Genomic DNA, 26,509 nt, shown 5'->3' with positions numbered 1-26,509 from the left:
GTGAAGTCTAAACAAAATAATTGTAAAGTGTGGAGGGGCCGGCTTCTTGGAGAAACGGTCTCTCCTTTTTTTAAAAATAAAATAAAGTATAAGTATCGAACCTATACTTTATGTATGGTTGTGGATTGTAGTACTATTATATAGAAGGAAAAAATCATGAAAAGCCATACACCCGGGAGATGAATAATAAAATGGGCGACATTCTTAACAATGAACTTATAACGAGTTGGTTGACGTTAACGCATATACAAATGAATGTGACGAATGAATTGGAAGCTAATCTACAAGCCAAACATGGCTTATCCTTAAAAGAATTTTATTTGCTGTTATTTTTGTCGGAAGCGCCGGAGAAGAAACTGAAATTGCAGAAGCTCGAAGCTATGGTGGGTTTAAGCCAGAGCGCAGTTTCCCGACTGGTTAGTCGGTTTGAGGCCAAAGGCTGTGGCGCTTTAGAAAGAAAAGCGTGTGATGCTGATCGCAGAAGTATCTATACTGCCTTGACTGCCATTGGCGAAGACAAGCTCCTTCGTGCACAAGATACCTTTCAAGAGACCCTGCTTGCAGCTTTTCCGGAAAAAGATGTGAAAGAGCTTTTGGATCAAATGCTTCGCATGAAGCAACAGTCATGAATTCACAATAAAACCTCTGTTTTGGTAAATGGACCGAATCTCCATTTCCCATACAGAGGTTTTTTAGTGTGGGGCGCTATTTACATCCTACCTGTTCATTCTACTGTTGCTGGGAAAGCCGGTAATAATTATAGTCTTCATGTTCAATTGTAATCTCGTCAAGAAGCTCGAAACCACATTTTTGAATGACTCTATTAGACGGGATATTGTGTTTCAGAGCAATGGCGTTTAATACATCGGTAGAGCTATTATCAAACAAATACTTAATTAATCCCTTGGCAGCTTGAGTAGTGTAGCCTTTACCGCGATGAACCTTGGATATGGCATACATAATCTCTCTGTTAGGAACAGGCAATTCATCTTTAATTCCTGTACAACACCAACCAATAAACTCACCGGACTCTTTTAAAATAATGCCTAAACGAAGACGAAGCTCTCCGATATCTCCGCCCGCTGAGATCGCTTGAAGAAACTGCTGGTTCTCTTTTATTTCATAGTTTATTAACCAGTCCAACCGTTGTTCTTTAGGAACATTCCAATCTGGCAAGAATTCAATAATTTCAGGCTGTAGAGTAAGCGCATGAAACTCCTCTAAATCCTCCACGCTATACTCCCGCAGAAAAATATCTTTACAATCAATCGTAAATAAATCACTAGAATTGGCCTCTTCATTCACAACCTCGCTCAACTTTCCCCACTCCTTTATTAACTAACAGATATTTTACCATGAAACAATTGATTGATTTGGTAATATTTGATTATAAAAAATGTTTTCTTTTATTTCACATAAATATTAATTGGTTAATATATTAATTGACTATAAAATATGTTATTATGTTTCGTATAAACGGCAATGAACTAATTTGGTTAGGTTTTTAAGATTTCTACTATAAAGATAACAGGTGATCTTCTATGAAAAATGACAACGGTAACAAATTTATTAATGGTAGTCTAATTGCGCATTATAAGTTTGATAATCCAGAGGATGTAGGTCAAGATTTCTCGGGGAACGGCAATGATGGAACCGCTTCAGGTACGAAGCTGCCGGCTATTAAATCCGTAGCAGGTAGACAAGCTGTTTCGCTTGCTGGGGGAGAACATGGCACATCCTATATTTCATTACCTAACGATCTGCTTAAAGAGGTCAGTGACCATACAGGAATTACGATTTCGACCTGGATGTATGTAAGCAAAGCTTCAAGCTTATGGGAAAGAATTTTTGATTTTGGTAAAGGTGAAACAGGACCTTATCTTTTTGTAACCCGCAATTTGCGGGGCACTTGTTTTGCAGGGGAAGACTTAATTGCAGATCCAGGGAAATCCTTTGCGACTGATGAATGGGTACACGTTTCCTTTGCAGTTACAGGCACAAAAGGTGGAACACTAAGCAGTGCAGGACCTGTGATGTATGTAAATGGTGAAGTAGTTGCGGATGGCATGATCAGCCAAACCTCTAGTGGCACATATGCTAAGCTGCGCACATGGTTTGCTACTTTTGAAGATCAACTGAATTATAGCAATAATACAATCGGGAAATCCCAGTACGCGGCAGATGTTGATTTTGGCGGCTATATTTCGGACTTCCGTGTATATAAAGCAGGCTTAACTCAAGATGAAGTGATTGAAATTATGTGCGAATCTTTGACGGATGAAGATATCGTTAAGCTTGCAAAAGATAAATACTTAACCTTTCCAAGCTCGATTATTACCAAAGATATCGAATTGCCAGCTTCGCTGATGGGCGGGAAAGTTGACGTATCTTGGGTATCCAGCGATACCAAAGTCATTTCTAATGAAGGCGTTGTGAATAAAGGAGTTCAATCTGCTCAAGGCGTAACACTTACAGCATATTTGAAAAAGGGAGCTAGTACAGTAGAAAAGAGCTTCACTGTGTCTGTGCTTCCGGAAGATTTGCCACCTTACACCTTAACGATTGACGGCAATCAGGAGATTTTGGATGTTAGCCAAATTCTATATGGTTTATTCTATGAGGACATTAACAATGCAGCAGACGGTGGGATCTATGCAGAGCTAGTGCAGAATCGCTCCTTCGAATCTTTTGCTTTTGACAGCTATTCGCATGTATGTGGTGTACATGGTGCTTCCACCGGAAGAAATTATACACCTCTTCACGCATGGTCTGGGGATACAGACCAAATGACTGTCCATAATACAGGCGGATTAAACGATTTCTTCGGCATCGATGATAAAGATATGAATGCGCATTATGTGACGGTAGCGGATGGCGCAACGATTAATAATAGAGGTTTTGCCGATTCCAATCAGCACTGCTCGATGTTTATTCAGGAAGATGCCAAGTACAACTTCACGATTTGGGCGAAGGCAGAAGCAGCGGGCACAATTACCTTGCAATTGCTCGACAAAGACGGTAAAGCCATCAGCGATACTGCAGTTGTTGAAGTAAACGGTGACGGCAGCTGGAAGAAGTATGGTGTCGATTCAAAGCTTGTATTAACAGGATCTGAAACTGTGCTTGGTCAGCTGGCTTTAACCTTTAACGGTGAGATCTCCATTGATATGGTTTCCTTAATTCCTGATGACGTTTGGGGCGCTGGTGAAGAGGAACGTTCTGCTACAGCTCATGCTAACTATAAAGGAAATTCAAACTATAGATTGCGAAAAGACTTAGTGAATGCACTCGTTGATCTTCATCCTACCTTCCTGCGTTTCCCTGGGGGTTGTATTTCTGAAGGTTCTCACATTTGGGAGAACGTGTACGATTGGAAAGAGTCCGTCAACGATATCGAATTGCGCAAAGAGAACTATAACGTATGGGGCTACATGATGACCATGGGTCTTGGATATATGGAGTATTTCCAATTAGCCGAGGATTTGAACGCAACACCACTTCCGGTTATGGCCTGCGGCGTACTCTGTCAAGCTCGTTCGGATTATGCGAATCCAGCTGGCGGTGCGTTAAGAGATTATTATGTGAAGAACTTTACGGATCTGATTGATTTTGCGATTAGCATGGATTTTGACAATAATGAGTGGGCTGCATTGCGTAAAAAGATGGGCCATGAAGCAGCGTTTGATCTGCGTTATTTGGGTGTGGGGAATGAAAACTGGGGTACAGAGTTTTTCGCCAACTTCGAATATTTTAAAACAGTGATTGATGAGTATATGGTGAAGAACTATCCTGATCATGAATTGACTATTCTCTCTACCGTGGGTGCACAGGCAGATGATGATGCTTACCAGCAAGGTTGGAAATTCCTAAGCGGAAATTTACAGGGCTCGGAAAAAATCAGCTTTACGGATGGTACATCGAGCATCGAAGAGACTGTTACCTGGTACGAAAAACAAAAGAACTACATGGATACCATTGCGGATGAGCATTACTACCGTTCCAATGAATATTTGTTAGAGAATGCTGATCGTTACAACTACTATTACAGAGCCTATAAGGAAGACGGCAGCTTGGATGAGGCTGAAACTTCAAAGGTTTTTGTGGGTGAATATGCTTCCACAGATAAAAACACATTGGCAGGAGCTGTTGCTGAGGCGGCGATTATGTCCAGCTTCGAGAATAACTCTGATGTGATTAGATTGGCGGCAACGGCACCGTTGTTCAACAAGGTTCTGACAGATGGCACCTATAGATGGACACCGGATTGCATCTGGTTCGATGATGAAACCGTATGGTACACACCGAACTATTATGTTCAGCAGCTGTATGCTAAATACCTGGGAACCAAAGTGGTTGGCACCTCATTTTCGACTTATCGCAACGGGGAGAAGGTAGACCTCATTCCTCATGGAGGAATTGAAGTGGCTGCGGGGAAATCAGCTGTGATCGTGAAACGGGTGAAAGTGACTTCGAATGTAGATGGCAGTGTATGGTTGGATCAAGATTTCACGCAGCCGCTGGATGAAGCTTGGAAAGTGATTCCTGGCTCTGCCGGATATACGATGGATCCTTCCAAAGGTCTGGTATTGAAAGCGCAGAATGGCGGATTGAATGGATTGTATATCCTTAATGATGCGTGGACTAATTATAAAGTAGAGGTTGTAGCTGAAAAAGCTTCTGGCGAAGATGGCTTCTATGTCGGCGCAGGTCTGACAGAAATCTCACCGGAAAATAAAGATGTTATCGAATATGCAATTGGCTATAATGGCGATGCCACAGGAGTCAAGGTGTACAAGCAAGGGATTGAGGCTTATACTCTCGGCGATTATTCCTCTAGTACCGCTGCTGGCAACCTTAGAGCCAGTTGCTATGAAGAGCTTGCGGATCATACGGAATATACCATCACCGTTAATTATGGCGGAGCAGATGGCAAACATTTGATTTGCTCTTATACAGATGGCAAGGTAACAAGCAAAGTACTGGATTATAAGCTTGAGGCTTATAACAGAGAGGTATACAATTCCGTAACTAAAGATGATAAGCATCTTTATGTGAAGCTTGTAAATGCGGATGGTGTAGAAAAAGCAACGAAGCTTGATCTAAAAGGCTTAAAAGTAGCTGCTACGGGTAAACGGATTACCTTAACCGGAGACGCCTCGCTGGTTCACACACCTAATGTGAACAGAAAAAATGATGAGAAGGTTACACCAGTTGAAACGGAAATCGTAATTGATAAAGACACGGCAATTGTGAAGCTAGCTGCCAATTCCGTGAATGTGATTGTTCTGGATCTGATTTAATAGTAAATATGCTGTTCAACACGCGCCGATCTTTTTGTTCGGCGCGTGTTGTTGTTTAACAAGCCTCTAAATCGGTTGATGATTATATAGAGAGAACTGTCCACTTGCTTGATGAATCTCAGAATCTATCTTACACTGGTGAAAGTACATCACCCGACTGACCCTCCAGTCTGCGATCCTTCCAGATGTTTTTTCCACAGCTGCCTTCATTACTCCAGAATACAGTGCATACCCCCTAGCCCCTAAAAAGGAGAACGATAAAATGATGAAATCATTCAAAACGGACTGGAAAGCAAATCTGAAAAATCCTCAAACGATTATGGCCTTGTTTACTTATCGTTATGGAAATTGGGTGTATTATCGAGTGAAGAATGGCATCGTGCGAAAACCTTTGTGGCTTTTGTATCGGATAATGGATGTGCTTTTTGTCCGTATTCTTGCGAATGGCGAGCTTCACGCTCAAGCTCAAATTGGTGACGCGCTTCATTTACCGCATGGTTTAAATGGGATTATCATTAGTCCTAAAGCGGTGCTTGGAAGCCATGCTACTATTTTTCATCAAGTGACTATTGGCGGGAGAAATAACTTAGGAGAGCCAGTGATTGGAGACAGAGCTTTTATTGGAGTAGGCTCCAAGATTCTTGGACCGGTTGTCATTGGTAACGATGTTAATATCGGGGCCATGTCTGTCGTGGTAAAGGATGTGCCGGATAACGCTTCGGCTGTAGGTATTCCTGCTAAAAATATATTGCGGAGTGAACCGAAACCAGAGAATACAAGATAAAGACGTTAGGTTCTAGTACATAGGGTACGCGTGCGCTTTATTTTAATATCTTACAGGGTATAATTAAAGCATCCAAGTAATCTTGTAATAACCTTCTAGAGATCGGAGTAATGAAATGAAATATAGCAATTTAGAAGAGTGTGTTAATGATTTAGAGAAACACGGACATTTAGTTCGTATTCATGAAGAAGTGGACCCTTATCTAGAGATGGCGGCGATTCACCTAAAGGTTTATGAGGCTGGTGGACCTGCATTATTATTTGAAAATGTAAAAGGCTCGAAGTTTCGGGCCGTATCTAACCTTTTTGGAACGTTAGAGCGCAGTAAGTTTATCTTTCGGCGTACTTGGGACTCCACACATAACGTAATTGCCCTTCGCAACGATCCCGTAAAAGCACTCAAAAATCCATTTAAATATGTTGGTACCGGATTATCCGCGAGAAAAGCATTGCCGATTAAAAAGCCAGGGGGTCTGCCAAGCGGTTTTCAGGAAATTAGTATCTCTGATCTTCCGCTAATCACACATTGGCCGGGAGATGGTGGTGCTTTTGTAACTTTGCCGCAGGTGTATTCAGAAGATCCGGACAAGCCGGGCATTATGAATTCCAATCTGGGAATGTACCGTGTGCAGCTGACTGGAAATGAGTATGAATTAAATAAAGAAGTGGGCATTCATTATCAAATTCATCGCGGCATTGGCGTACATCAGGAAAAAGCGAACCGCCAAGGACAACCGCTTAAAGTAAGTTGTTTTATCGGTGGACCACCCGCTCACTCTTTATCGGCGGTTATGCCTTTGCCTGAGGGAATGAGTGAGATGATCGTTGCAGGATTACTTTCAGGACGCCATTTCAGCTATAGCTATGTGGATGGTTATTGTATCAGCAATGATGCGGACTTTGTAATAACAGGTGAAATTCACCCTGGTGAGACGAAGCCGGAGGGGCCTTTTGGCGACCATTTAGGCTATTATAGCTTGGTTCACCCTTTCCCAGTAATGAGAGTACATAAAGTGTACGCCAGAAAAAATGCAATCTTTCCATTTACGGTTGTCGGCCGGCCGCCACAAGAGGATACCGCGTTTGGTGAGTTAATTCACGAGCTGACAGGTGGGGCTATCCGCCAAGAAATTCCGGGCGTCAAAGAAGTTCATGCAGTCGATGCTGCGGGTGTTCATCCCCTGCTGTTCGCCATTGGCAGTGAACGTTATACGCCTTATCAGCAAGTAAAGCAGCCAGCAGAAATTCTGACCATTGCTAACCGGATTTTAGGGACGGGTCAGCTTAGTTTAGCTAAGTTTTTGTTTATTACAGCAGAAGAGAATCAGCCTATCAGCACACATAATATCGAGGATTTCTTGACGTATATCTTAGAGCGGATTAATCTTCATAGAGATATTCATTTCTATACCAATACCACGATTGATACGCTTGATTATTCCGGCACAGGATTAAACAGCGGAAGTAAAGTGATCTTTGCAGCAGTAGGGGATAAGAAAAGAGAGCTATGTACAGAGGTGCCAGGCCTGCTGAAAGAATTACAGGGATTTGAACATGCACGAATGGTGATGCCTGGTCTTGTTGCCCTTCAAGGTGCTAAATTCACAAGCTACGCTGAAGCAGCGCTGGAAATGAACAAGCTTAGTGAAGCTATTCAGGAGCAAGGAGCACTTCCTTCTTGCCCAATGATTATTTTGTGTGATGATAGCGAGTTTTTGAGTGAAAAGATCGACAATTTCCTATGGGCGACATTCACCCGCAGTAATCCATCTCATGATATCTATGGAGTGAACAGTTCTACTGAGTATAAACATTGGTCCTGTGATAACGTGATTATTGATGCTCGGGTAAAACCCCATCAAGCCCCGCCACTGATCCCAGACCCAACCGTTCAGAAGCATATCGAACGATTATTTGCGTCAGGTGGCAGTTTAAGCAGAGTTAAGATATAGAGAAACATTCATCGGCCTTCTTGGGAATCCAAGGAGGCCTATTTGCTGTTTGTGAAATGATTTTGCTCATATGAAATAAAAAAGGAATAGGGGTATTATGGGGTGTATGGTATATATTTACTATTAATATTGGGGAAGTGTTGTTCTGATGGAAATTATGGAAACCGAACGTTTATGGATTAGAAGGTTCTCAGCAGAGGATTGGAAAGACCTTCATGAATATTTGTCGCAAGAAAGTGTTGTGAAATATGAGCCCTATTCCGTGTTTAATGCAGATGAATCTCGCACTGAGGCGCTCAGACGGTCATCGGACCGTGCTTTTTGGGCAGTCTGTCTTAAATCTACGACAAAAATGATCGGCAACTTATATTTTCAAGCGAGCGAACCAAAGGTTTTTGGCGTTTGGGAATTTGGATATGTTTTTAACCCTGATTTTCAGGGAAGCGGGTATGCTACAGAGGCTTGTAATCAATTGTTAAACTATGGCTTTGATAATCTGAAAATGAGACGTGTGATTGCGAACTGTGATCCCGAAAATACACACTCATGGAAACTGCTCGAACGATTGAAGCTTCGTCGAGAAGGACATTTTTTGCAGACGGGTTATTTTAAATACGATAGTAATGGAGAGCCAATCTGGCATGATACTTATTCCTATGGATTGCTCAGAAGCGAATGGTTAAGGATGAAGGAATAGCAAAACTGTTGTCGTAATCTCAAAAGCGGGTGTCCCCTCACTGATTCTTCTGTCCTAACTTCTTCCCAAATCGTAGGTTTTTATAACTATAGGCGAAGAAATTGAACGGTTTAGTGTATGATAAAATCTGTTTTTTAAATGTTCAGAGTGACACTTAGGTGGTAGTATCGTGTTGGATATGAGTGAAACTGGAATCATCTACCATCCAGCTTCCTGAGCAAAGAGGAGGGGATACGCGCACGAAGTGAACTTATATTTGAAGAACGAATGACAACGAAGCTTATTGTAAGCGTTTACTACAACGGGGCTAGATGCGTACTAAGTTCTTTCAATCATAAGAAAGCGGGTGAAGCACGGAAGATGAAGAGGAATAAACTTGGAAATAAAATATTTATGGTGTTATTGTCGTGGATCTTCATTTGTTCATCAATACTTCCATCTACAACATTTGGGGGGCAACAGGCCAGTGCAGCTTCAGGCCCAATAACCTTGCAATATGATTTTGGAACAGCAACAAGTCCTGTTATGAGTGGTTATACAGGCGTGCATGAATCTGAATTATATACGAATGAGCTAGGGTATGGTTTAGATCAGGCGGTTGCTTCGAGGAATCGCTCGGGTGGAGATGATATGACCAACGATTTTGTTTTGGGACTGTCCTATTCTTTTTTGGTGGATCTTCCTAATGGGGATTACGATGTGACTGTATACTCAGGAGATTTACTAGCGGGTACAAGTACAACCAAAACTACGATTACTTTGGAAGGTAGCACGGCTGGGTCGATAAGCAGCAAGCAAGCTGTAAATCAAGCTACCTACCGGACGACTGTTCAAGATGGTCAACTGACCGTCGGCATTACGGGTACAGGGGTTGGCGGATATTTAAATGGACTAATTATTCAGCAGATTGTACCAGGTCCATTGAAAGCCCCTGAGGGATTAGTGGTTCATAATATCACTCCCACTGAGGTATCTCTAGGGTGGAGCAGCGTGACCGAAGCAGTCTATTACAATATTTATCGAACGGTTCTTCCTAGTGGAAGCCTTCAAGCCATAGGTCAAGCTGCTGCTAACAGCTACGTGGATTCAGATGTAAATGAAGGCAGTGGTTACATTTACAATGTGTCAGCTGTAAATGGAAAGGGTGAGGAGTCTGCTTTGAGCGCATCTGTGACCGTAGACAAAATTCCGGGGGTAGAGGTTCCCGCAGCACCAACCGGTCTTTCAATTGTCAGTGTCGGTGTAAGTTCTGTTCAACTGAGTTGGAACAGTGTGGCTGGAGCTAGCCGCTATACGATCTTAAGGTCTGATTCAGCAGATGGAACATTCCATGAGATTGGTCAGTCAGAGAAGACGACATTTACGGATGCCTCAGCGGACACCTCAAAACAGCAATATTATGGGGTGAAGGCAGCCAATGACCAAGGCGAATCAGAGCTATCTAACAAGGTGGAAAGCGCCGTGTATACGCCTCCTGGAACTTTGCCAGAAGGGGATGTTTATTCCTTTGATTTTGGTCCGGGTGCTGTGGCTGAAGGTTATCTTAAGGTAGATGCAGGGGTATCTTATTCCTCTGAGGTTAAATATGGATTTACAGATATATCGAAAGTAACTGGGGTAGACCGAGGAGCCTCAGATCCTTTGCGATCAGATTTTGTGGTCCCTAAGGATGCAACTTTTAATGTAGATTTACCGAATGGCGATTATACAGTGTCACTTATCGCTGGTGACAGCGCCGGAGATACAGAGATTGGCATCAAAGTCGAATCCATTCAAAAAGTTCAACAGACGAGCAAAACAGCAGGCCAGTATTTGGAAATGAGCTTTGACATCGCTTTGGTGGATGGACAAATGAACTTGGTGTTCTCTGGCACTAAGCCAAATATCAATGCACTGGTGATTACTAAGCAGCCAGACCGTCCTGCTAATGAATTGCCAACGGTTTATATTGCGGGTGATTCAACCGTGCAGACTTATGATCCTTATTGGATACCACAAGCAGGCTGGGGACAAATGATTCCTGATTTCTTTAGTGAGGAAGTAACGTTTAAGAATCACGCTATCGGAGGCCGCAGCTCTAAGTCATTTATTGTCGAGGGAAGGCTGGATGAAGTGCTGCGTAAGATCCAACCGGGTGATTATTTCCTGATCCAGTTTGGTCATAATGACGCAACGATTAGCGTTCCAGACCGATATGCTTCTCCAGCCGATTACAAAGTTTATTTAAAAACATTTGTCAATGGAGCTAGGCAAAGAGGAGCAACTCCGATTCTGGTGACCCCCATGGGGCGCAGAGATTATAATGCTGCGAGCGAAAAATTCAATGTGAGCTTTCCAGAATATGTGCAGGCTATGAAAGAGGTAGCAAGTGAACTTGATGTTGATTTGGTCGATCTTAGCGCACTCAGTGTAGCTTTTTACAATTCTATCGGTTTTGCAGCTACACGCTCTGTATTCCTTCACCTCGATGCAGGGATATATGGTGCTTTCCCAAATGGCTCGACAGACGATACTCACTTTCAAGAGTACGGAGCCATTCAAATGGCCCGTCTGCTGGCCAAAGGAATAGGGGAATTAAATATTCCACTCTCCAGCTTTGTGCAGGACATCAAACAGCCGGAAACGGTGCCTGTGAAGCCTGAAGGTCTTGTAGCTGGGAGTATCAGTAATGCAGGTGCAGTACTGAAATGGAATAAAGTAGAAGGTACAGATATCTATAAAATCTATCGTAAGCTAGCGGCAGAAGCCGAATCTGCTTATACATTAGCGGGAACTTCAACTGTCCCTTCATTGACATTAAACGGGTTGGTTGAAGGTCAAAGCTACTCGGTAAGAGTGACTGCAGTGAACGGGCTAGGAGAGTCTGAGCCTTCAGATGAAGTGAAGCTGACTACGAAATCCGCTCAGTATCGTTATGATTTTGGACCTGTTGGTTCACCCGTTGCTGCGGGTTATACGGAAGTGAATGTGAATGTCCTGTATACCCCAGAACGTGGATATGGTTTGACCTCGAGTGCAGGGATGATTGATCGGGATCGGGGAAATGCGACGGACGATCTGCGCAGAGATTTTGTGATTTATTTTGGAGGATCGTATGAATTCAAAGTTGATTTACCCAATGGTTATTACTCTGTTAAGACCTATACAGGAGATTGGATTGGATCTGCCAAGACGAATGTAGCCATTGAAGGCAAAGATTACGGAACAGTCTCCTCAGGTAAGGAAAATATAGCTGAGAAGCTGTATAACCAGATTGCTGTCAAAGACGGGCAGATGAATCTTGTCTTTAGTGGCACAACCGCTCATCTCAATGGGCTGGAGATCACACCGTTATTATTAGCCCCAACGAATCTGAAACTGGGTAGCCTGGATTTAAACAGTGAGCCTATCACTGCTAATCTTTCTTGGGATAGTATGGAGGGTGCGCTGAAATACCGTGTATATCGTCAGGCTACGGTTGCGAATAGTGCAGAGCTGCTGGGCGAAACAACAGAGCCGCTCTACACAGATACCACTGCGGATATTGGTATGGAATATATCTATACGGTAACTTCGGTCGACAGCACGGGACTGGAATCCGTAGGCTCCAATGCGCTAAAAGTGTCTATGATTGACCCCTCCGTAGCAAAAGCAGCCGTACCTAGTGGTCTAGCTGTACAATCTACGAACAAAAATGATGTGACCTTTACTTGGAATGAGGTACCGGATGCACGGATGTTCAACATTTATCGTGCGAAATCCGCAGACAGTGAGTTCATCCTGATCGGCAAATCATTCGAAGCTTCGTACACAGACACGACCGTTCTGACTACCATTCCTTACTATTACAAAGTAGCCTCGGTAAATGCAGGCGGCATCTCTGATCTATCCGCTACGTTGGAAACCTCAGCGGTGACAACATTATACCGGAAGATGGAGGCGCTGGATCGTGCGCCTGTAGCGGTTAAGACAGATGAGGGTGTTTATATCAGCTGGCGGATGTTAGGTCTGGATCCGGAAACGATAGGATTCAATCTGTATCGTGGCGATAAGAAACTTAATGATTCGTTGATTACTCAAAACACGAACTATCTCGATCCTAAAGGCACGGAGGATGCCAAATATAGAATCACATCAGTAATCAATGGAGTCGAGAAATCTGCTTCGGAACCATTCAGCGTATGGCAGAAGCAATATCTATCGATCCCTTTGCAAAAGCCAGCAGATGATTACACCAAGGATGGTCAACCGTATACGTATAGTGCGGGAGATGCAAGTGTAGGTGATTTGGACGGTGATGGTGTATATGAAATCATCATGCTGTGGTCACCTTCGAACAGCAAGGATAACTCTCAAGCTGGGTATACTGGACTTGTCTATATGGACGCTTATAAATTAGATGGAACTCGCTTATGGCGGATTAATTTAGGGCCTAATATTCGTGCCGGCGCACACTATTCTCCATTCCTGGTATATGATCTGGATAGTGATGGACGTGCCGAAATTATGATCAAGACGGCAGATGGCACAGTGGATGGTCAAGGAAAAGTCATCGGCAAAGCCAGTGCAGACTATCGTAACAGTTCGGGTTATGTGCTGCTGGGCAATGAATATTTAACGGTGTTCGAAGGGGCAACAGGCCGGGCATTGGATACCGTTGATTATGATCCGCCACGTGGAGATGTTGGCGCTTGGGGGGATACCTATGGTAACCGTGTAGACCGCTTTTTGGCAGCTGTAGCTTATTTAGACGGCGAGCAGCCAAGCGTGATTTTTAGCCGCGGTTATTATACTAGAACCGTACTTGCAGCTTACAATTATCGCGAGGGCAAGCTCGAGAAAGTATGGCGTTTCGATTCTAATGATGAAGGATATGGAGACTACGTTGGTCAAGGAAACCACAATCTTTCTGTAGGAGATGTGGACGGCGACGGCAAGGACGAAATAACCTTCGGCGCGATGGCAATCGACGATGACGGATTGCCGCTGTATAATACAAAGCTTGGCCATGGTGATGCAATTCATTTCGGAGACCTTGATCCTACCAGACCCGGGCTGGAAGTCTTTGATGTTCATGAGCATACCGATTCGAAGTATGGGATTGAAATGCGTGATGCAGCTACAGGAGAAATATTATGGGGTGTATTCACGGGGATTGATACTGGACGGGGAATGTCAGCAGATATTGATCCGCGATATGCTGGCGAAGAGGTATGGGCTGCAACGATCACCAATGAGGAGCATATACCTGTTACGGGCCTATACAGTGCGCAAGGGGAACTAATCACTAAAAAACTGCCTTCCTCCACGAATTTTGGTATTTGGTGGGATGGTGATCTTTTACGTGAATTACTGGATGCGAATCGAGTGGATAAGTGGGACTATACCAATCAGACAACGGTTAACTTATTGACGGCTGTAGGTGCTTCTTCAAATAATGGCACCAAGGCGAATCCAAGCTTGCAGGCAGATCTGTTCGGGGATTGGCGTGAAGAAGTGATCTGGCGGGCAACGGACAGTTCTGAACTACGGATCTACACAACAACGGATATGACAGATTATCGTATTCGCACATTGATGCATGATCCGATCTACCGCCTGGCAGTAGCTTGGCAAAATGTAGGCTATAATCAACCTCCGCACCCTGGATTCTTTCTTGGTGAAGGGATGGAACAACCAGCGGCTCCAAAAATTCAATATGTAGGCTCACCGGGAGAAACTGAAGATACTACACCACCTACGATTTCTGGTTTACCTTCTGCTCAAATGAGTGAAACGGATGTATTGAAGGTGCAGGTCGTAGCGGAAGATCCAGAGTCTGGTATTCGCAGTCTGGATATTACTTTTGATGGTAAACCTGTCGTTTATGGAGATGAGATTCCACTCACAGGGCTTGCGGGAGCGCATACGTTCATCGCAACAGCCATTAATAACGCTGGACTTTCGACGACAGAACAAGTGATTGTGTTCGTAAGTGGACCTCAGAAGGCTACAGGTGTTCCGGGGCAATGGGTTCTATCCAATAATAATGGGCAGGATACAGGACTTTTGGACGGGGATTACCAAATCACAATGAATATGTGGTGGGGCAATAATGGTACGGTCTACAAGCTATATGAGAACGGTGCCTTAATCGACACGCAAACCTTACGTGATGATTCCCCAGCTGCACAGACTGCAGTGACTAATATTACCGGAAAAGAAAACGGAACCTACACCTATACGGCTGAGCTGACCAATTCTTTTGGCACAACGGTGTCTGCTGCTCATGTGGTTATCGTGAAGGATGCTGCACCAGCTAAGCCGGTGTTGTCCAATGACAACTGGGATGGTGATGGAGAGTATAAAGTGACTATGAATTTATGGTGGGGGATGAACGGCAAAGAGTATCGCTTGTATGAGAACGGAATACTGATCGATACTCAGACTTTAACAGCGGACACCCCAAACGCACAAACGGCTTCTACTTCTATTACTAACCGTTCTCCAGGCGTCTATGAATACCGGGCTGAGCTGTTGAATGATCAAGGGGTAAATGAGAGTGCGATCATGAAAGTTACGGTAAAATAACTGAATATTTGTTGAAAAAGCGCCTAAGTCGGTAATATCCGGCTAGGCGCTTTTTTTAGATTATCTAAGGTTTAAAGGATTCTGCAAGACTAATTCTCCTAACAGCCTCATATGAATCTAAACAACGAATGATAGGGGGGATTGTAAATATGGATTTGACGCATATGATCTCAAAGCTTGTGGTAGTTATACATGTTATAGCATCCATAGTGGGAATTGGACCAGCTTTTGTGCTGCCAATACTGACAAGCTCAGCCAAGACAGGTAGTCAGCTTCGTTTTGTATTTGGTCTTATGAAGAAAATAAACAGATTCCCTAAGACAGGTGGGATCACCCTGATCGTTACAGGTATTTTGTTAATGATCATAGATAAAATGGGCTTGTCGGTGTTGTGGTTAAATCTGTCGTTATTATTTTTTATCGTGATCGAAGTGATTATTATTGGAATGGTTGAGCCCCGATTGAAAAAGCTAACCCAGCTCGTAATGACCAGCGAAGGGGAAGAAATTCCTGATGGTTACACTACCGCTATGAACAAGATCGCTCCGCTAGAAGCGGCAGTTCATGTACTTACTATCGTCATTATTATATTAATGGTAGTAAAGCCGGTATAAGATCATAACGCCTATTCTCAATGATCTCTTCATAATCGCGGATGAGTCCATCAAAAATATTCTCCCAAGAGCGGCCGAGTGCCAGCTGTCGGCCTTCATGCCCCATAGCAGCTAGCTTTTGAGGGTGCTCTACATATGCACAAATCTCACGAATAAAAGCATCCGGGCAGCGGGGCTCGACAATCATTCCTGTGCGGCCGGGTGTGACCAGATCCTTCACCCCACCTTCATTTACTGCGAGGACAGGCAGTCCTGAGGCCATAGCCTCTAAGACAACATTACCGAAGGTTTCTGTACTGGAAGGGAAGATGAACAGATCTGCGGAGGCATATAATTGGGCAAGCTCGTCACCATGTTTATAGCCTGTAAACGTGACATTATGCGGCGCCTGTGCCCGCATTTCCGGCAGAAGGGGACCGTCTCCAACGACCAGCCAATGAACCTGAGATTGCGTAGATTCGGGCAATTGCTGCATGGCGAGAGCAAGCGTCTGTATATCTTTTTCAGGGGCGATTCTTCCCACATATAGAAGCAGTAACGGTGCGGTAATTCCGTAGCGCTCACGGACCTCATGGCTGCGTTTTTTGGGGGTATACTGCTGGCAGTCGATGCCTCTGGACCATAGCTTCAGGCGATGAAAGCCTTGAGCTTGGAGGGAATCGAGGGTTTCGTAGGATGGTGCAAAGGTGGCATCACAGGAGCGGTGAAACCACTTCATGTATTTCCAATAGAGCGGAGCGATTTTTTTCATCCGGTAATATTCAAGATAACGGTCAAAATGGGTATGATAGGAGGCGACATGGGGCAGATCATGTTTGCGCGCATAACGAAGGCCGCAGAGACCGATATTGAACGGAGTTGCCATATGAAGCAGATCGGGACGAAAAGCTTTCAGCTCTGATTGGATAGAGGACATATTGGGCAGTGCGAGTCTACATTCAGGGTATAAGAAAAAGGGGATGCTGGTAATGGGACGTATGGGATCGGCATAACTGTCTTCAGGAGCAGATTTTGGTGAGAAAAGCAGATGTTCAATACCGCGCTCTTTCAAATGGGTGGTTAATCGTTGAAGCGTACGTGAAACTCCGTTGGTTTGCGGAAGAAATGTGTCCGTGAATAAAGCAAGACGCATGGAACCCCTCCCAGGTACTCTTGATGCCCTGATCATAACAGGCGATTATTTGATGGAGGTCAAACGGATGTTAAACAGAATATAAAAATCCACTGCACCAGGTAAGATAAAGAGGTGTGCAGTGGATTTATTAGTTTTAATGGGATGAAGCCCTACAAGGATTCGTATATCTGTTGCAAAAAGGTAATGCTTTCTCCTAAATGTGACTCAGGAGTGCTTTCCAGGATTCCTTGAATATGAGGACGTTCATATTTCATATAACGAAGGATCGGCTCAAACTCTAGCCACCCTTGACCTACAGGGACTATTTTTATGGCTCCTTCTTGGACGATAAAGTCTTTTAAATGAATGACAGCAATTCGATTTCCTAGAAGCTTCAAAGCCTCCGTAATAATAGCTTCTTGATGCAAGTAATTTGTAGGCGACATTAGATTTGCGCAATCCAATATGACCTGAAGATTGTTAGAAGGGACTTCATCCAGAAGTCGGCGGGTTAAGGGCGAGGTGTACAGCGGATGATGAAGTCCTGCTTCGATTCCTACCGTCACACCAAAACGTTCGGCCTCCGCCACCATGGCCTTAACTGATGCCACCACCTCTTGGAAGGCTTCTTCTGTAAAATTATCTGTGGTATACCCAAGTCCCACACTTCCGGTTTCCGTACCTACCAGACTAGCGCCGAAATCCCGGGCCAAGCGCAGATGGGTATTAAATGCGGCTAACGCTTGCGCCCGTTTGTGAGGATCGGTGTCTACAATATTTACATAGCAGCCCAGAACCGCAATCTGAATACCTGCCTGTCTAAAGGCATTGCCATAATAGCTGGCTGTTCCAGGGCTTATAGCCGTCAGGCTAGGGGCACTATCAGGAAAAGATTTCTTAAGTGCGAACTGGATATGAGTGAAATGATAGGACTTAATCTTCTCAATTAACTCTTGCAATGGAACTTGTGTGAAATCATGTGCTCGAACACCTAGTTGAAGGGGAATGCTCATATGACCGATCGCTCCTATTAGTATTGTTGTTTGTGAGGTGCTAATTTGTCCCAGTCAAAGGTAACACCAGTGCCCGTTACTTCTGGCGCAACTGCCATCCCATTGTCTTTATTAATCACTAGCGGACGTGTAGTGTATTGATCGATAGGGAAGCTATGCATTTCGAGATAACCTGCATTTGGCATAGCTGCTAACAAACTAACGTGCAATTCCTGCATTCCATGTGTGGAAACGCAAAGGTTATAGGCTTGTGTTAAGTGAGCTACCTTTAACCAGCCCGTAATTCCGCCTATATTGGAAGCATCAGGTTGAGGAAAATCAACATGACCATATTGCAGCATGTGATGGAATTCGGTTAATGTGCGCAAGTTCTCTCCGCCTGCAACGGCCATTCCTGTTTCTTCAGCAATCCGTGCATAGCCGGCATAATCTTCCGGAATCGTTGGTTCTTCTAAAAAGAGAATGTCGTATTTCAAAAATTCACGTGCGGCTTTTATCGCTTTTTCCACACTCCAGCTCATATTGGCATCGACCATAAAGGCTACATCCGGGCCGACCAATTGGCGTACCGCAGCCACTCGTTCCACATCTTCAGCTAATGTTTTTTGGCCTAGTTTAATTTTGACAGCCTGGAGGCCCATATCTAAGTATTTTTGATTGTTGCGCAGGAGCTTTTCTAATGGGAAGTTTAAATCAATCGCTCCACCATAACATTTGACCTCATTGCTTGCGCCACCCAGAAGTTTGTAGAGAGGTTCATCTGCTTTCTTTGCACGTAAATCCCATAACGCAATGTCACATGCCGCAATGGCGAAGCTAGCCAAGCCCCCGCGAGCAACATAATGTATTCCCCAGTTCATCTGCTCCCAGATACTTTCCACACAGCTGGCGTCTTTGCCAACTAAGATATGTGTTAATTCATTAGCAATTAGTGAGCAGATCGCTTTGCCGCCAAATCCGCCAGTATAGGTATAACCTACACCTTCACGACCGTCATCCGTTCTAATTTTGACAATGGGAACTTCAAAATGAGTATGCAAGCCATGTTTAGCATCCTCCATGATTTCTGGCAAAGGGATACGATAGTACTCCGTAATAACTTCTTTAATTAGAGACATCTTTGATCACTCCTTATAAAAGTTGTTGTAAGTTTGATAGAGATGAGGCTGTATTTTGTTTAAGAGCTTGAACCACAAGTTTAGCAATTTCCCGGGCACCTTCATCTGAGAAATGAGTATCATCCGTAACCCCATTTGGGTAATTGGGATGTGTTTTCGCTGGCAAATGCATGAATAACTTCTTGGATTCCTCTTCGCCTAATGAACGATAGAGCGCTTGCGAGGCTGGGAAAATATCAAGTAGCGGAGTGTGCGTTTCTTCAGCCACTTGTCTCATTACCTCGGGATAAGCACCTACAGCAAACGGGTCCAGCTCTCCATCGGCGTTAAAGCGGCGGCGACTTACAGAGGTTAACAGAACCGGAGTCCCCCCTAGCTGCCTAGCAGCATCTATATATTGAATGAGATTTTGGCGATATTCGGTTTCAGGATCGGTGTAACGTAATGGATCATCTTTTTTCTCATCGTTATGTCCAAATTGAATAAACAGGTAGTCGCCGGGTTGGAAGTCTTTTCTGATAGCATCGAGGCGGCCGTCTGTTATGAACGATTTGGTGCTTCGACCATTAATTGCACGATTCTGGATTTGAATAGAAGTCCGAAAATAACTTTGCAGGTATTCTCCCCAGCCGGTCATAGGTTTTTCTCCAGCGCCTTTAATGGCCGCAGTGGAATCGCCTGCAATAAATAGTTGTTGTCTCATAAGGTCTTCTTCTCCTTTAACGTATTGGCGTTCCCTTAACCAATTCTCAGCAAGGGAAAGCCATTGCTGGCAATGAGGGTGTTCTTTTGCAAGCCCTAAACCATGCCGTCCTTCTTCAAAGATATGTAATTCAAAAGGAATTCCCTGATTAGACAGGGCAGAGGCGAACAACAGACTATTCTCCACGGGAACGCTGGCATCGTTCGCTGTTGTCCAGATAAAGGTTGGAGGTGTGAGTGAATCCACCTGGGCTTCTGAGGAAAAGGAGTCAAGCTCCGCTTGTGATGGGTCGTCTCCAAGAAAATGTAGCCGGCTTCCCTTGTGCGAATGGGGCTCTTGGAAAGTGATTACAGGGTAACCTAATAGAAGAAGGTTTGGTTTCTCTGCTCTAGTGGTAGAAAAGATAGAAGCTAAGTGTCCTCCTGCCGAGAATCCAATCATCCCTACTTTGTCTGAGATCACATTCCAAGCTTTGGGTGCTTCCCTAATCCATTTGAGAGCTTCCTCAACATCATTTAACAAAGAAGAGACGTTGAAATCTCCGACCTGATAATCTAGTACACCTGCATGAATACCTAGACTGTTTAGCCATTGAGCCACAGGTTCTCCTTCATGTTTGGCTAAGTGCTGATAACCTCCACCAGGCAATACCAATATAAAAGGACGGGGGTGATCCGTCTCGAGCGGATAGAGGGTGAGTAGTGAGGTTTCCTGAGAAATCGTATCTTGTTCTACACGGTTAGTATTTAGACGAAAGTTCAACATTGCGTTCAAATTCCTCCCTAAATGGTTATATGCACACGTTAACATATTTTCCGAAAAAAAGAGAGACTCTTTTTTTTTTAGATTCGGCCTTGAACGATTATTTTGTGATTTTTACATAGATTCGTCAAATGTTGGTTTGGATTTAGCGCCTGTATTGTTATCCCGGTACTGTCCAGGGGTCATCCCTTCCTGTTTACGGAAAGATCGAATGAAATTCTGAGAATTGTTGTATCTTAATTTGGCTGCGATATCTTTGATCGGCATATCGGTTTCCTGCAGCCATTTTTTTGCCATTTTAAATCGGTACATCGTTAAATATTCGCTGAAATAGTATTGGGTCTCCTTACGGAAGACACTGCTGATATAGTTGGCGTTGTAATGCAGTCGAGAAGCGCATTCTTCCAAGGTTAGATCCGTATCATATTCATGTTGGATCAGATCAATGATTTTCTCAGAGATGTTTTGGTATTGGGCATTTTGCCTGCTGATAAAAATTTTGATCATCGGGTAAATGACCATGCTCCAGAACCAATCCTCAATCTCAGCCACGGTATGAAGGTCATGTAATTCCTCAAAAATAGAGCCATTAGCATGATAGATCTGATTTAAGCTAATACCCGATTCCTGCATCATAATGAGCAAGTTATTGAGTAAGCGGGTCAACGGGATTTGATATTCCTGTGGTGAAAGCTCAAGGGCAAAGATAGATTTAAAAAGCAAATGAATCAGTTCCTTGGCTTTATCCGTTTCAGCCAGCTTGATCGCATCCATTAGATCGTTTTCTTTATGCGTAGGGTAGTTCAAGTTCAGATAATGTTTGCCGGAGTTAATGTTCTCATATTGAATAATAACGCCTTTGCCAAGCTTAATGCGATGCTTCAGTGCTTCAAGACCTTCTCTGTAGGCGATGGCTAGTTTATCGAAGGCGTTGAAGGGCAGGCTCAGCCCGATACTCACCTGCACCTTTAGATAATTATTTATTTCTTGCTGCAGCTTCTCCGTTAACGAATACAGTGTCTTATGAAAAGACTGGGTATCGCAGTCTGGACTGCCCAATAATACGACTACCGCATGGTCCATGATCACTGGAGCCAGCCGTTGTTCAGGACAGATTAATTCTTCGATCATATTGTGGGCAGCGAACAATAAGAGGCTGAGATCTTTTTTCTCATAGCTGGAATCCTCGGCATAATCAATAGACAACGTAATTACTGCCATGGTTTTCCATTCTTCAAGCTGGGTTTGGTAGCCGAATTGCCCTAATTCTTCGAGCAAATCACGTTTCTTAACATTGCCGTGGAAGGCATTGATCAGAAAAAACGTACGAACCTGCTGAAAGTGTTGCCGGACTTCTTTTTCCAGCTGTGATTTGGATTGGAACAAAGAATGAACTTGTTCTCCTATAATCTGAAATTCATTGCGATGTCTCGATTTAATATCCGGTTTGCGTTGGCCCATCTGATTAAGCAGTCTTTCGATAGGGGTGTACATACGCCTGGAGCCGATCCAGGCCAGAAGAATGGAGAACAAGAGCATAAAGGTACACACGATTATCGTAAACATACCAATTTTATTGGACTCCTTCGTCAAGCTTTCCATGGAAGTAACCGATAGATAAACCCAGCCATTTAACTGAGAACGCATGAAAGTGACGGAGTAATTCTTTTTGTTGATCACAGTCTTGAACTGTCCGGATTGTTTAGAAGGATCAGAGATTAAAGGGACTTCTTTAAATCCGCCTTGCTCTTTAGGTTTTCCGATTAAGCTGGTATCCGGGTGGAGCAGGAAACGGCCAGCTTGATCCAGAACGATAATGTCATCGAGTGGCTGCACATCTGAATTAATGAAATCCTGAAGACTGCAGACCGGAATATTAGCTAGGGCAAGCCCATATTTTTGCAGCTTATTGGTGGGAAGCTTTTTGATAAGACTGATGCTGTAATTGCAGCCAGTGACGTTAATGCTCTCCTCGCTATAAAATAAGGACGATGGATTCAAAATCCATGAAGTATCGTCAGCTATATTCATTAGATTAGAGAGTTGCGCGTGGTTTTTGTATTCATTCAGACGGTAGACGCCTGAATTTTTGATCATCCAGTTCTGCTGCTGATTGAGCAGGATGACATCCTCAAGTTTCGTATCGAAGGATTGCATATTGCGGATTTCGTTTCTTAAATCATTATATAAAATGAAATCGGTTTCATTTAAAGGGTTATTTAGTGCTTTTTTTAATACACTAGAGTTGATCACTTGGTTTAATGTTTGATTGACAGTTGTTAACTTATGTTCTACATTTGAGGTGATTTGTAATATAAGTTCCATTTTACTGTTGTTTACGTTCTTTTGGATCTCATTAGATGATGTGAAATAGGAAAAAGAACCGATGAATATCACCGGCAACGTGCTAATTACAAAGGCAAAAATCGTTAATTTACTTAAAAAGCTTAATGGTCTCACGGGACTCAGCACCTTTACTTATGTAGAAGTAGACACTTGTTCTTAGTGTATGAAACCTGGTGGAAAATAACAATAATCATCTCGTTCTGCAATAATCATTAACCCTAATTATGACTACAAAATGGAAAATCTTCAAGCTGTAGGGTGAAAATCCTTACAATACCTTAGGAGGCTGTAGAAATGTTTAGACAATTTATGTGTAGAAGGGCAACGTTTTGTTGCTGCTTATTTTTCATGCTTGTTTTCCCTATGTTAAGCGCTTGCAGTGATGGAAAGTCAGCTGGTTCTGTACTGCAAGAAGCTCGCCCGAGCATCTCCATCTTGGCACCCCTTCATTTTCCACAGCAGCCTTCAAAAAAGATTATGGCTGAGATTGAAAGATTAACAGGGGTGGAGCTTGATATCACGTGGGTGCCTGAGGGTGTTTATACCGATAAAATGAACACAGCGTTGACCACTAATTCCTTGGGAAAAGTCACCTTTGTGAAGTTCTCAGACTATAATCTGGTGAAAAACGCCATCCGTTCTGAAGCATTTTGGGAGATCGGCCCATATCTTCAGGAGTTCCCCAATCTTAAAGCACTGGACCCCGCTATTCTTAAGCAGACAGCTGTTGATGGTAAGATCTACGGCCTGTATACAGAACGCCCTTCCTCCAGACAGGGTGTCATAATACGTAAGGATTGGCTGGACACTCTTCATTTAAGCAATCCACAGACCTTAGATGACCTATATGAAGTAATGAGGCAATTTACATATAACGATCCGGATCAGAATGGCAAACAAGATACCCTTGGATTAGTCGATCGTAATGATCTTGTTTATGGTGTATTTAAGACACTAAGCTCTTATTTTGGCACACCAAATAATTGGAAGCTAGAGAATCATCAATTTGTTCCGGAATTCGTAACAGCGGAGTATATGAACACAATGAATTTTATGAAGAAATTATATGATGAAAAAATCATAAATCAGGACTTTGCTCTTACCAGTAAAGAGGTTCAACGCGATAAATTCATTAACGGTATCGCTGGTGTGTTTATTGGCAGCATGACTGATGTGCAGCGGTTGTCAATTGAAGCTCAAGCATACAATCCAAAGGCTGAACTTACGCTGATCAATCGTATCGAGGGGCCTGATGGATATAAAGTGTGGTCTATCCCCAATTACAACGGACTGTATCTCTTTTCCAAAAAGTCCATTGCCACAGAGGAGGAGCTTCGGCAGGTGCTTGGATTTTTTGATCGGACCATGGATAAAGATGTAGCCAATATAATGATGTATGGCTTTGAGGGGCGGCATTATAAGCTTGAAGGCGGCAAAATTATCCTTCCCGAGGAAACCTCACAACTGCGGGTACAGGAAGTGAATCCGCTATATGCTTTAATGATTGCGGACATTAGTAATAAAAACATTATGGAAGTGGCTCAGAAGGAGCAATTAACCTCTCTAGCAGATCAGCTGAGTAAAGATAATGAATCTTTTCTGGTTGATGACCCGACAGTTTCTCTGAGCTCATCTACTTTTGATGAGAAGAATATGGAATTATCTACAATCATTGTGGATGCTACATATAACTATATATTAGGTAACATTACCGTCGAGGGATTCCAGCAAGAGGTTGAGAAATGGAGAGCTCGTGGAGGCAATCTTATTATTAAGGAATATGCTGAGGCTGAGTTTGGGACAGAAAAGTAAATAGGTTAAAAAGGTTTTGATCCACTGCGGATAATGCGGTGGATTTTTTTTGTGCTGCGATATCCCGATAATCATTTGCTCAGATCCCTTTCAGAACGCGCCGTTATGGGGAAATGATTGTTTTCGTAACCTTGCCGACGATGTAACGTGGAACTCGTAACCAATACAAATTATGGAGGTCAAAATGGTATGAAGAAGAAATCCTTCACCATGTTGTTAACAGCACTGTTAACATTCAGCACATTGTTAGCTGGATGCGGTGGTAACAACAATAACAAAGAAGAAGCAGCAGCCCCAACTACAAGTGCAGAGAACACTACGAAGGTGGAAGAGACTGAAGCACCTAAAGAGGAACCTACAGAAATCAAAATCATGCTTCCATTGAATACATCAGAGACTCCGCCTGATACGATTAAGAATGAACTTGAGAAATTGACCAACACGAAGCTGACTTATCAATTTTTTCCGGCTGATACTTATGAAGAAAAACTGAATTCATCTTTTGCAACGGGTTCATTGCCGCAAGTAACATATTTGAAGAATCAGACAACCTTCATTCAGATGAAAGAAGCGATAAAAGACGGACAATTCTGGGAAATCGGTCCACTATTAAGCGAATTTCCGAATTTGAGCAAATTGAAACCAGAAATTCTTAATAACACGAAAGTAGATGACAAGCTTTATACCCTATATATCGGGCGTCCACTTGCACGCCAAGGGATCATTTACCGCAAAGACTGGGCAGATAAATTAGGACTTGCTGCACCAGCTAATGTAGATGAATTATTTGAAATGGCTAAAGCCTTCACAGAACAAGATCCAGACGGTAATGGAAAGAAAGATACTACCGGTATTATTGACCGTAATGAGTTGACCTATGGAGCTTTCAAAACTGTTTCGTCTTGGTTCGGAACACCGAATACCTGGGGTGAGAAGGATGGCAAATTAGCGCCTGAATTTACCTTCGATGAATATTTCGACACAATGGATTTTTTCAAAAAAGCTCGTGATGGCGGATACATTAATCAAGATTTCGCTGCCACCAGTAAAACGGATGCAGTAAATATGTTTAAGGCAGGAAAGGGTGGACTCTATATTGGGGGCTCCATGCAAGATATTGATTCCCTCAATAAAGATACTATTAAGAATAACCCTGACGCTGTTTTGGATGCGCATAGTATGGTTGCAAGTCCAGATGGAAAATATGCTCAATGGATGATTCCAGGCTATAACAATGTTGTCTTGTTCCCGAAATCTGCTGTCAAGGATGAGGCAGAGCTGAAGAAGATTCTTGCTTTCTTTGATCAAATGATGACCCCAGAAGTAGCTAATTTGATGTATTGGGGAATTGAAGGTACTCACTATACCGTTGAAGACGGTAAAGCAAAAGCTACTGACGACAAAGAATTGATTGAACGTGAAGTAAAGGGATATAAGGACAGTGTTATCGGCGAAGCTGAAACCAATGGAATGTACGAGAACTATAACACGCTGCCAGGAAGAATTCATGCAGATCAATTGGTTCTTGAGAATGTCAAAGTTGGTGTAGCGGATCCAACAGCTGCTATGGATTCGGCTACCTATACAGAAAAAGGCGTAGAGCTTCAACAGATTATTACAGATGCAACCTATAAATATATTTATGGTCAGATTGACAAGGCTGGATTTGAGAAGGAAGTAGAGAACTGGAAGAGCCGTGGTGGAGATAAGATTATTGAAGAATACAACGCCTTATACAAAAAATAG

At 43.2% G+C, this 26,509-nt stretch carries 15 protein-coding genes; 9 read left to right on the top strand and 6 right to left on the bottom strand.

Annotation, left to right across the window (positions count from 1 at the left end; all coding sequences use genetic code 11):
• Positions 1–179: 179 nt before the first annotated feature.
• A complete protein-coding gene (locus MHI15_RS27340) occupies positions 180–629 on the top strand; it encodes a MarR family winged helix-turn-helix transcriptional regulator (RefSeq protein WP_254848715.1) in 450 nt (149 codons plus the stop codon).
• Between the two features lie 100 nt (positions 630–729).
• Here the strand turns inward: MHI15_RS27340 and MHI15_RS27335 are convergent, their stop codons facing one another.
• Positions 730–1,317, bottom strand: a complete 588-nt coding sequence (locus MHI15_RS27335; protein ID WP_341165130.1) for a GNAT family N-acetyltransferase — start codon at positions 1,315–1,317, stop codon at positions 730–732.
• Between the two features lie 224 nt (positions 1,318–1,541).
• Between MHI15_RS27335 and MHI15_RS27330 the strand changes: the two genes are divergently transcribed.
• The 6 genes from MHI15_RS27330 (at position 1,542) to MHI15_RS27305 (ending at position 15,895) form a co-directional block, all read left to right on the top strand.
• Positions 1,542–5,300: an alpha-L-arabinofuranosidase C-terminal domain-containing protein gene (locus MHI15_RS27330; RefSeq protein WP_341165129.1), complete on the top strand. Its 3,759-nt coding sequence runs from the start codon at positions 1,542–1,544 to the stop codon at positions 5,298–5,300.
• 262 nt (positions 5,301–5,562) lie between these two features.
• Positions 5,563–6,084, top strand: a complete 522-nt coding sequence (locus MHI15_RS27325; RefSeq protein WP_036679239.1) for a serine O-acetyltransferase — start codon at positions 5,563–5,565, stop codon at positions 6,082–6,084.
• A 115-nt stretch (positions 6,085–6,199) separates the two neighbouring features.
• Positions 6,200–8,035, top strand: a complete 1,836-nt coding sequence (locus MHI15_RS27320) for a UbiD family decarboxylase (RefSeq protein ID WP_341165128.1) — start codon at positions 6,200–6,202, stop codon at positions 8,033–8,035.
• Between the two features lie 148 nt (positions 8,036–8,183).
• Positions 8,184–8,732, top strand: a complete 549-nt coding sequence (locus tag MHI15_RS27315) for a GNAT family N-acetyltransferase (RefSeq protein WP_341165127.1) — start codon at positions 8,184–8,186, stop codon at positions 8,730–8,732.
• A 360-nt stretch (positions 8,733–9,092) separates the two neighbouring features.
• Positions 9,093–15,281, top strand: coding sequence for a rhamnogalacturonan lyase family protein (locus MHI15_RS27310; protein WP_341165126.1), 6,189 nt, complete (start codon positions 9,093–9,095; stop codon positions 15,279–15,281).
• 149 nt (positions 15,282–15,430) lie between these two features.
• Positions 15,431–15,895, top strand: a complete 465-nt coding sequence (locus tag MHI15_RS27305; protein WP_232061246.1) for a DUF2269 family protein — start codon at positions 15,431–15,433, stop codon at positions 15,893–15,895.
• Here MHI15_RS27305 and MHI15_RS27300 read toward each other — a convergent pair.
• The 5 genes from MHI15_RS27300 to MHI15_RS27280 all read right to left on the bottom strand — a co-directional run bounded on the left by MHI15_RS27300 (position 15,867) and on the right by MHI15_RS27280 (position 23,065).
• Positions 15,867–17,027 (bottom strand): glycosyltransferase family 4 protein, encoded by a 1,161-nt coding sequence (locus tag MHI15_RS27300; protein ID WP_076304401.1) that lies wholly within the window; start codon positions 17,025–17,027, stop codon positions 15,867–15,869. The genes MHI15_RS27305 and MHI15_RS27300 overlap by 29 nt on opposite strands.
• Positions 17,028–17,179: 152 nt before the next feature.
• On the bottom strand, positions 17,180–18,022 hold the full coding sequence (locus MHI15_RS27295; protein ID WP_248549303.1) for a sugar phosphate isomerase/epimerase family protein: 843 nt from the start codon (positions 18,020–18,022) through the stop codon (positions 17,180–17,182).
• Between the two features lie 17 nt (positions 18,023–18,039).
• Positions 18,040–19,140 (bottom strand): mandelate racemase/muconate lactonizing enzyme family protein, encoded by a 1,101-nt coding sequence (locus tag MHI15_RS27290; RefSeq protein ID WP_341165125.1) that lies wholly within the window; start codon positions 19,138–19,140, stop codon positions 18,040–18,042.
• A gap of 13 nt (positions 19,141–19,153) precedes the next feature.
• Positions 19,154–20,608: a GDSL-type esterase/lipase family protein gene (locus tag MHI15_RS27285; protein WP_341165124.1), complete on the bottom strand. Its 1,455-nt coding sequence runs from the start codon at positions 20,606–20,608 to the stop codon at positions 19,154–19,156.
• A 111-nt stretch (positions 20,609–20,719) separates the two neighbouring features.
• A complete protein-coding gene (locus tag MHI15_RS27280) occupies positions 20,720–23,065 on the bottom strand; it encodes a helix-turn-helix domain-containing protein (RefSeq protein WP_076218529.1) in 2,346 nt (781 codons plus the stop codon).
• A gap of 180 nt (positions 23,066–23,245) precedes the next feature.
• Between MHI15_RS27280 and MHI15_RS27275 the strand changes: the two genes are divergently transcribed.
• Complete coding sequence (locus tag MHI15_RS27275) at positions 23,246–24,763, top strand: extracellular solute-binding protein (protein ID WP_341165123.1); 1,518 nt, start codon at positions 23,246–23,248, stop codon at positions 24,761–24,763.
• A gap of 189 nt (positions 24,764–24,952) precedes the next feature.
• The gene (locus MHI15_RS27270; RefSeq protein ID WP_076191234.1) at positions 24,953–26,509 is read left to right on the top strand and encodes an extracellular solute-binding protein; all 1,557 of its coding nucleotides are present in this window, start codon (positions 24,953–24,955) and stop codon (positions 26,507–26,509) included.

The organism is Paenibacillus sp. FSL H7-0918, assembly GCF_038007025.1.
GTDB lineage: Bacteria > Bacillota > Bacilli > Paenibacillales > Paenibacillaceae > Paenibacillus_AQ > Paenibacillus_AQ odorifer.
This window is presented reverse-complemented; position numbering and strand designations above follow the sequence as displayed.

Bases quoted from the DNA above. Each gene is read 5' to 3' on its own strand.
- MHI15_RS27320 (WP_341165128.1), top strand. From the start codon at position 6,200: ATGAAATATAGCAATTTAGAAGAGTGTGTTAATGATTTAGAGAAACAC.
- MHI15_RS27290 (WP_341165125.1), bottom strand. From the start codon at position 19,140: ATGTCTCTAATTAAAGAAGTTATTACGGAGTACTATCGTATCCCTTTG.
- MHI15_RS27270 (WP_076191234.1), top strand. From the start codon at position 24,953: ATGAAGAAGAAATCCTTCACCATGTTGTTAACAGCACTGTTAACATTC.
- MHI15_RS27285 (WP_341165124.1), bottom strand. From the start codon at position 20,608: ATGTTGAACTTTCGTCTAAATACTAACCGTGTAGAACAAGATACGATT.
- MHI15_RS27330 (WP_341165129.1), top strand. From the start codon at position 1,542: ATGAAAAATGACAACGGTAACAAATTTATTAATGGTAGTCTAATTGCG.
- MHI15_RS27315 (WP_341165127.1), top strand. From the start codon at position 8,184: ATGGAAATTATGGAAACCGAACGTTTATGGATTAGAAGGTTCTCAGCA.
- MHI15_RS27310 (WP_341165126.1), top strand. From the start codon at position 9,093: ATGAAGAGGAATAAACTTGGAAATAAAATATTTATGGTGTTATTGTCG.
- MHI15_RS27340 (WP_254848715.1), top strand. From the start codon at position 180: ATGAATAATAAAATGGGCGACATTCTTAACAATGAACTTATAACGAGT.
- MHI15_RS27300 (WP_076304401.1), bottom strand. From the start codon at position 17,027: ATGCGTCTTGCTTTATTCACGGACACATTTCTTCCGCAAACCAACGGA.
- MHI15_RS27305 (WP_232061246.1), top strand. From the start codon at position 15,431: ATGGATTTGACGCATATGATCTCAAAGCTTGTGGTAGTTATACATGTT.
- MHI15_RS27325 (WP_036679239.1), top strand. From the start codon at position 5,563: ATGATGAAATCATTCAAAACGGACTGGAAAGCAAATCTGAAAAATCCT.
- MHI15_RS27295 (WP_248549303.1), bottom strand. From the start codon at position 18,022: ATGAGCATTCCCCTTCAACTAGGTGTTCGAGCACATGATTTCACACAA.
- MHI15_RS27275 (WP_341165123.1), top strand. From the start codon at position 23,246: ATGTTTAGACAATTTATGTGTAGAAGGGCAACGTTTTGTTGCTGCTTA.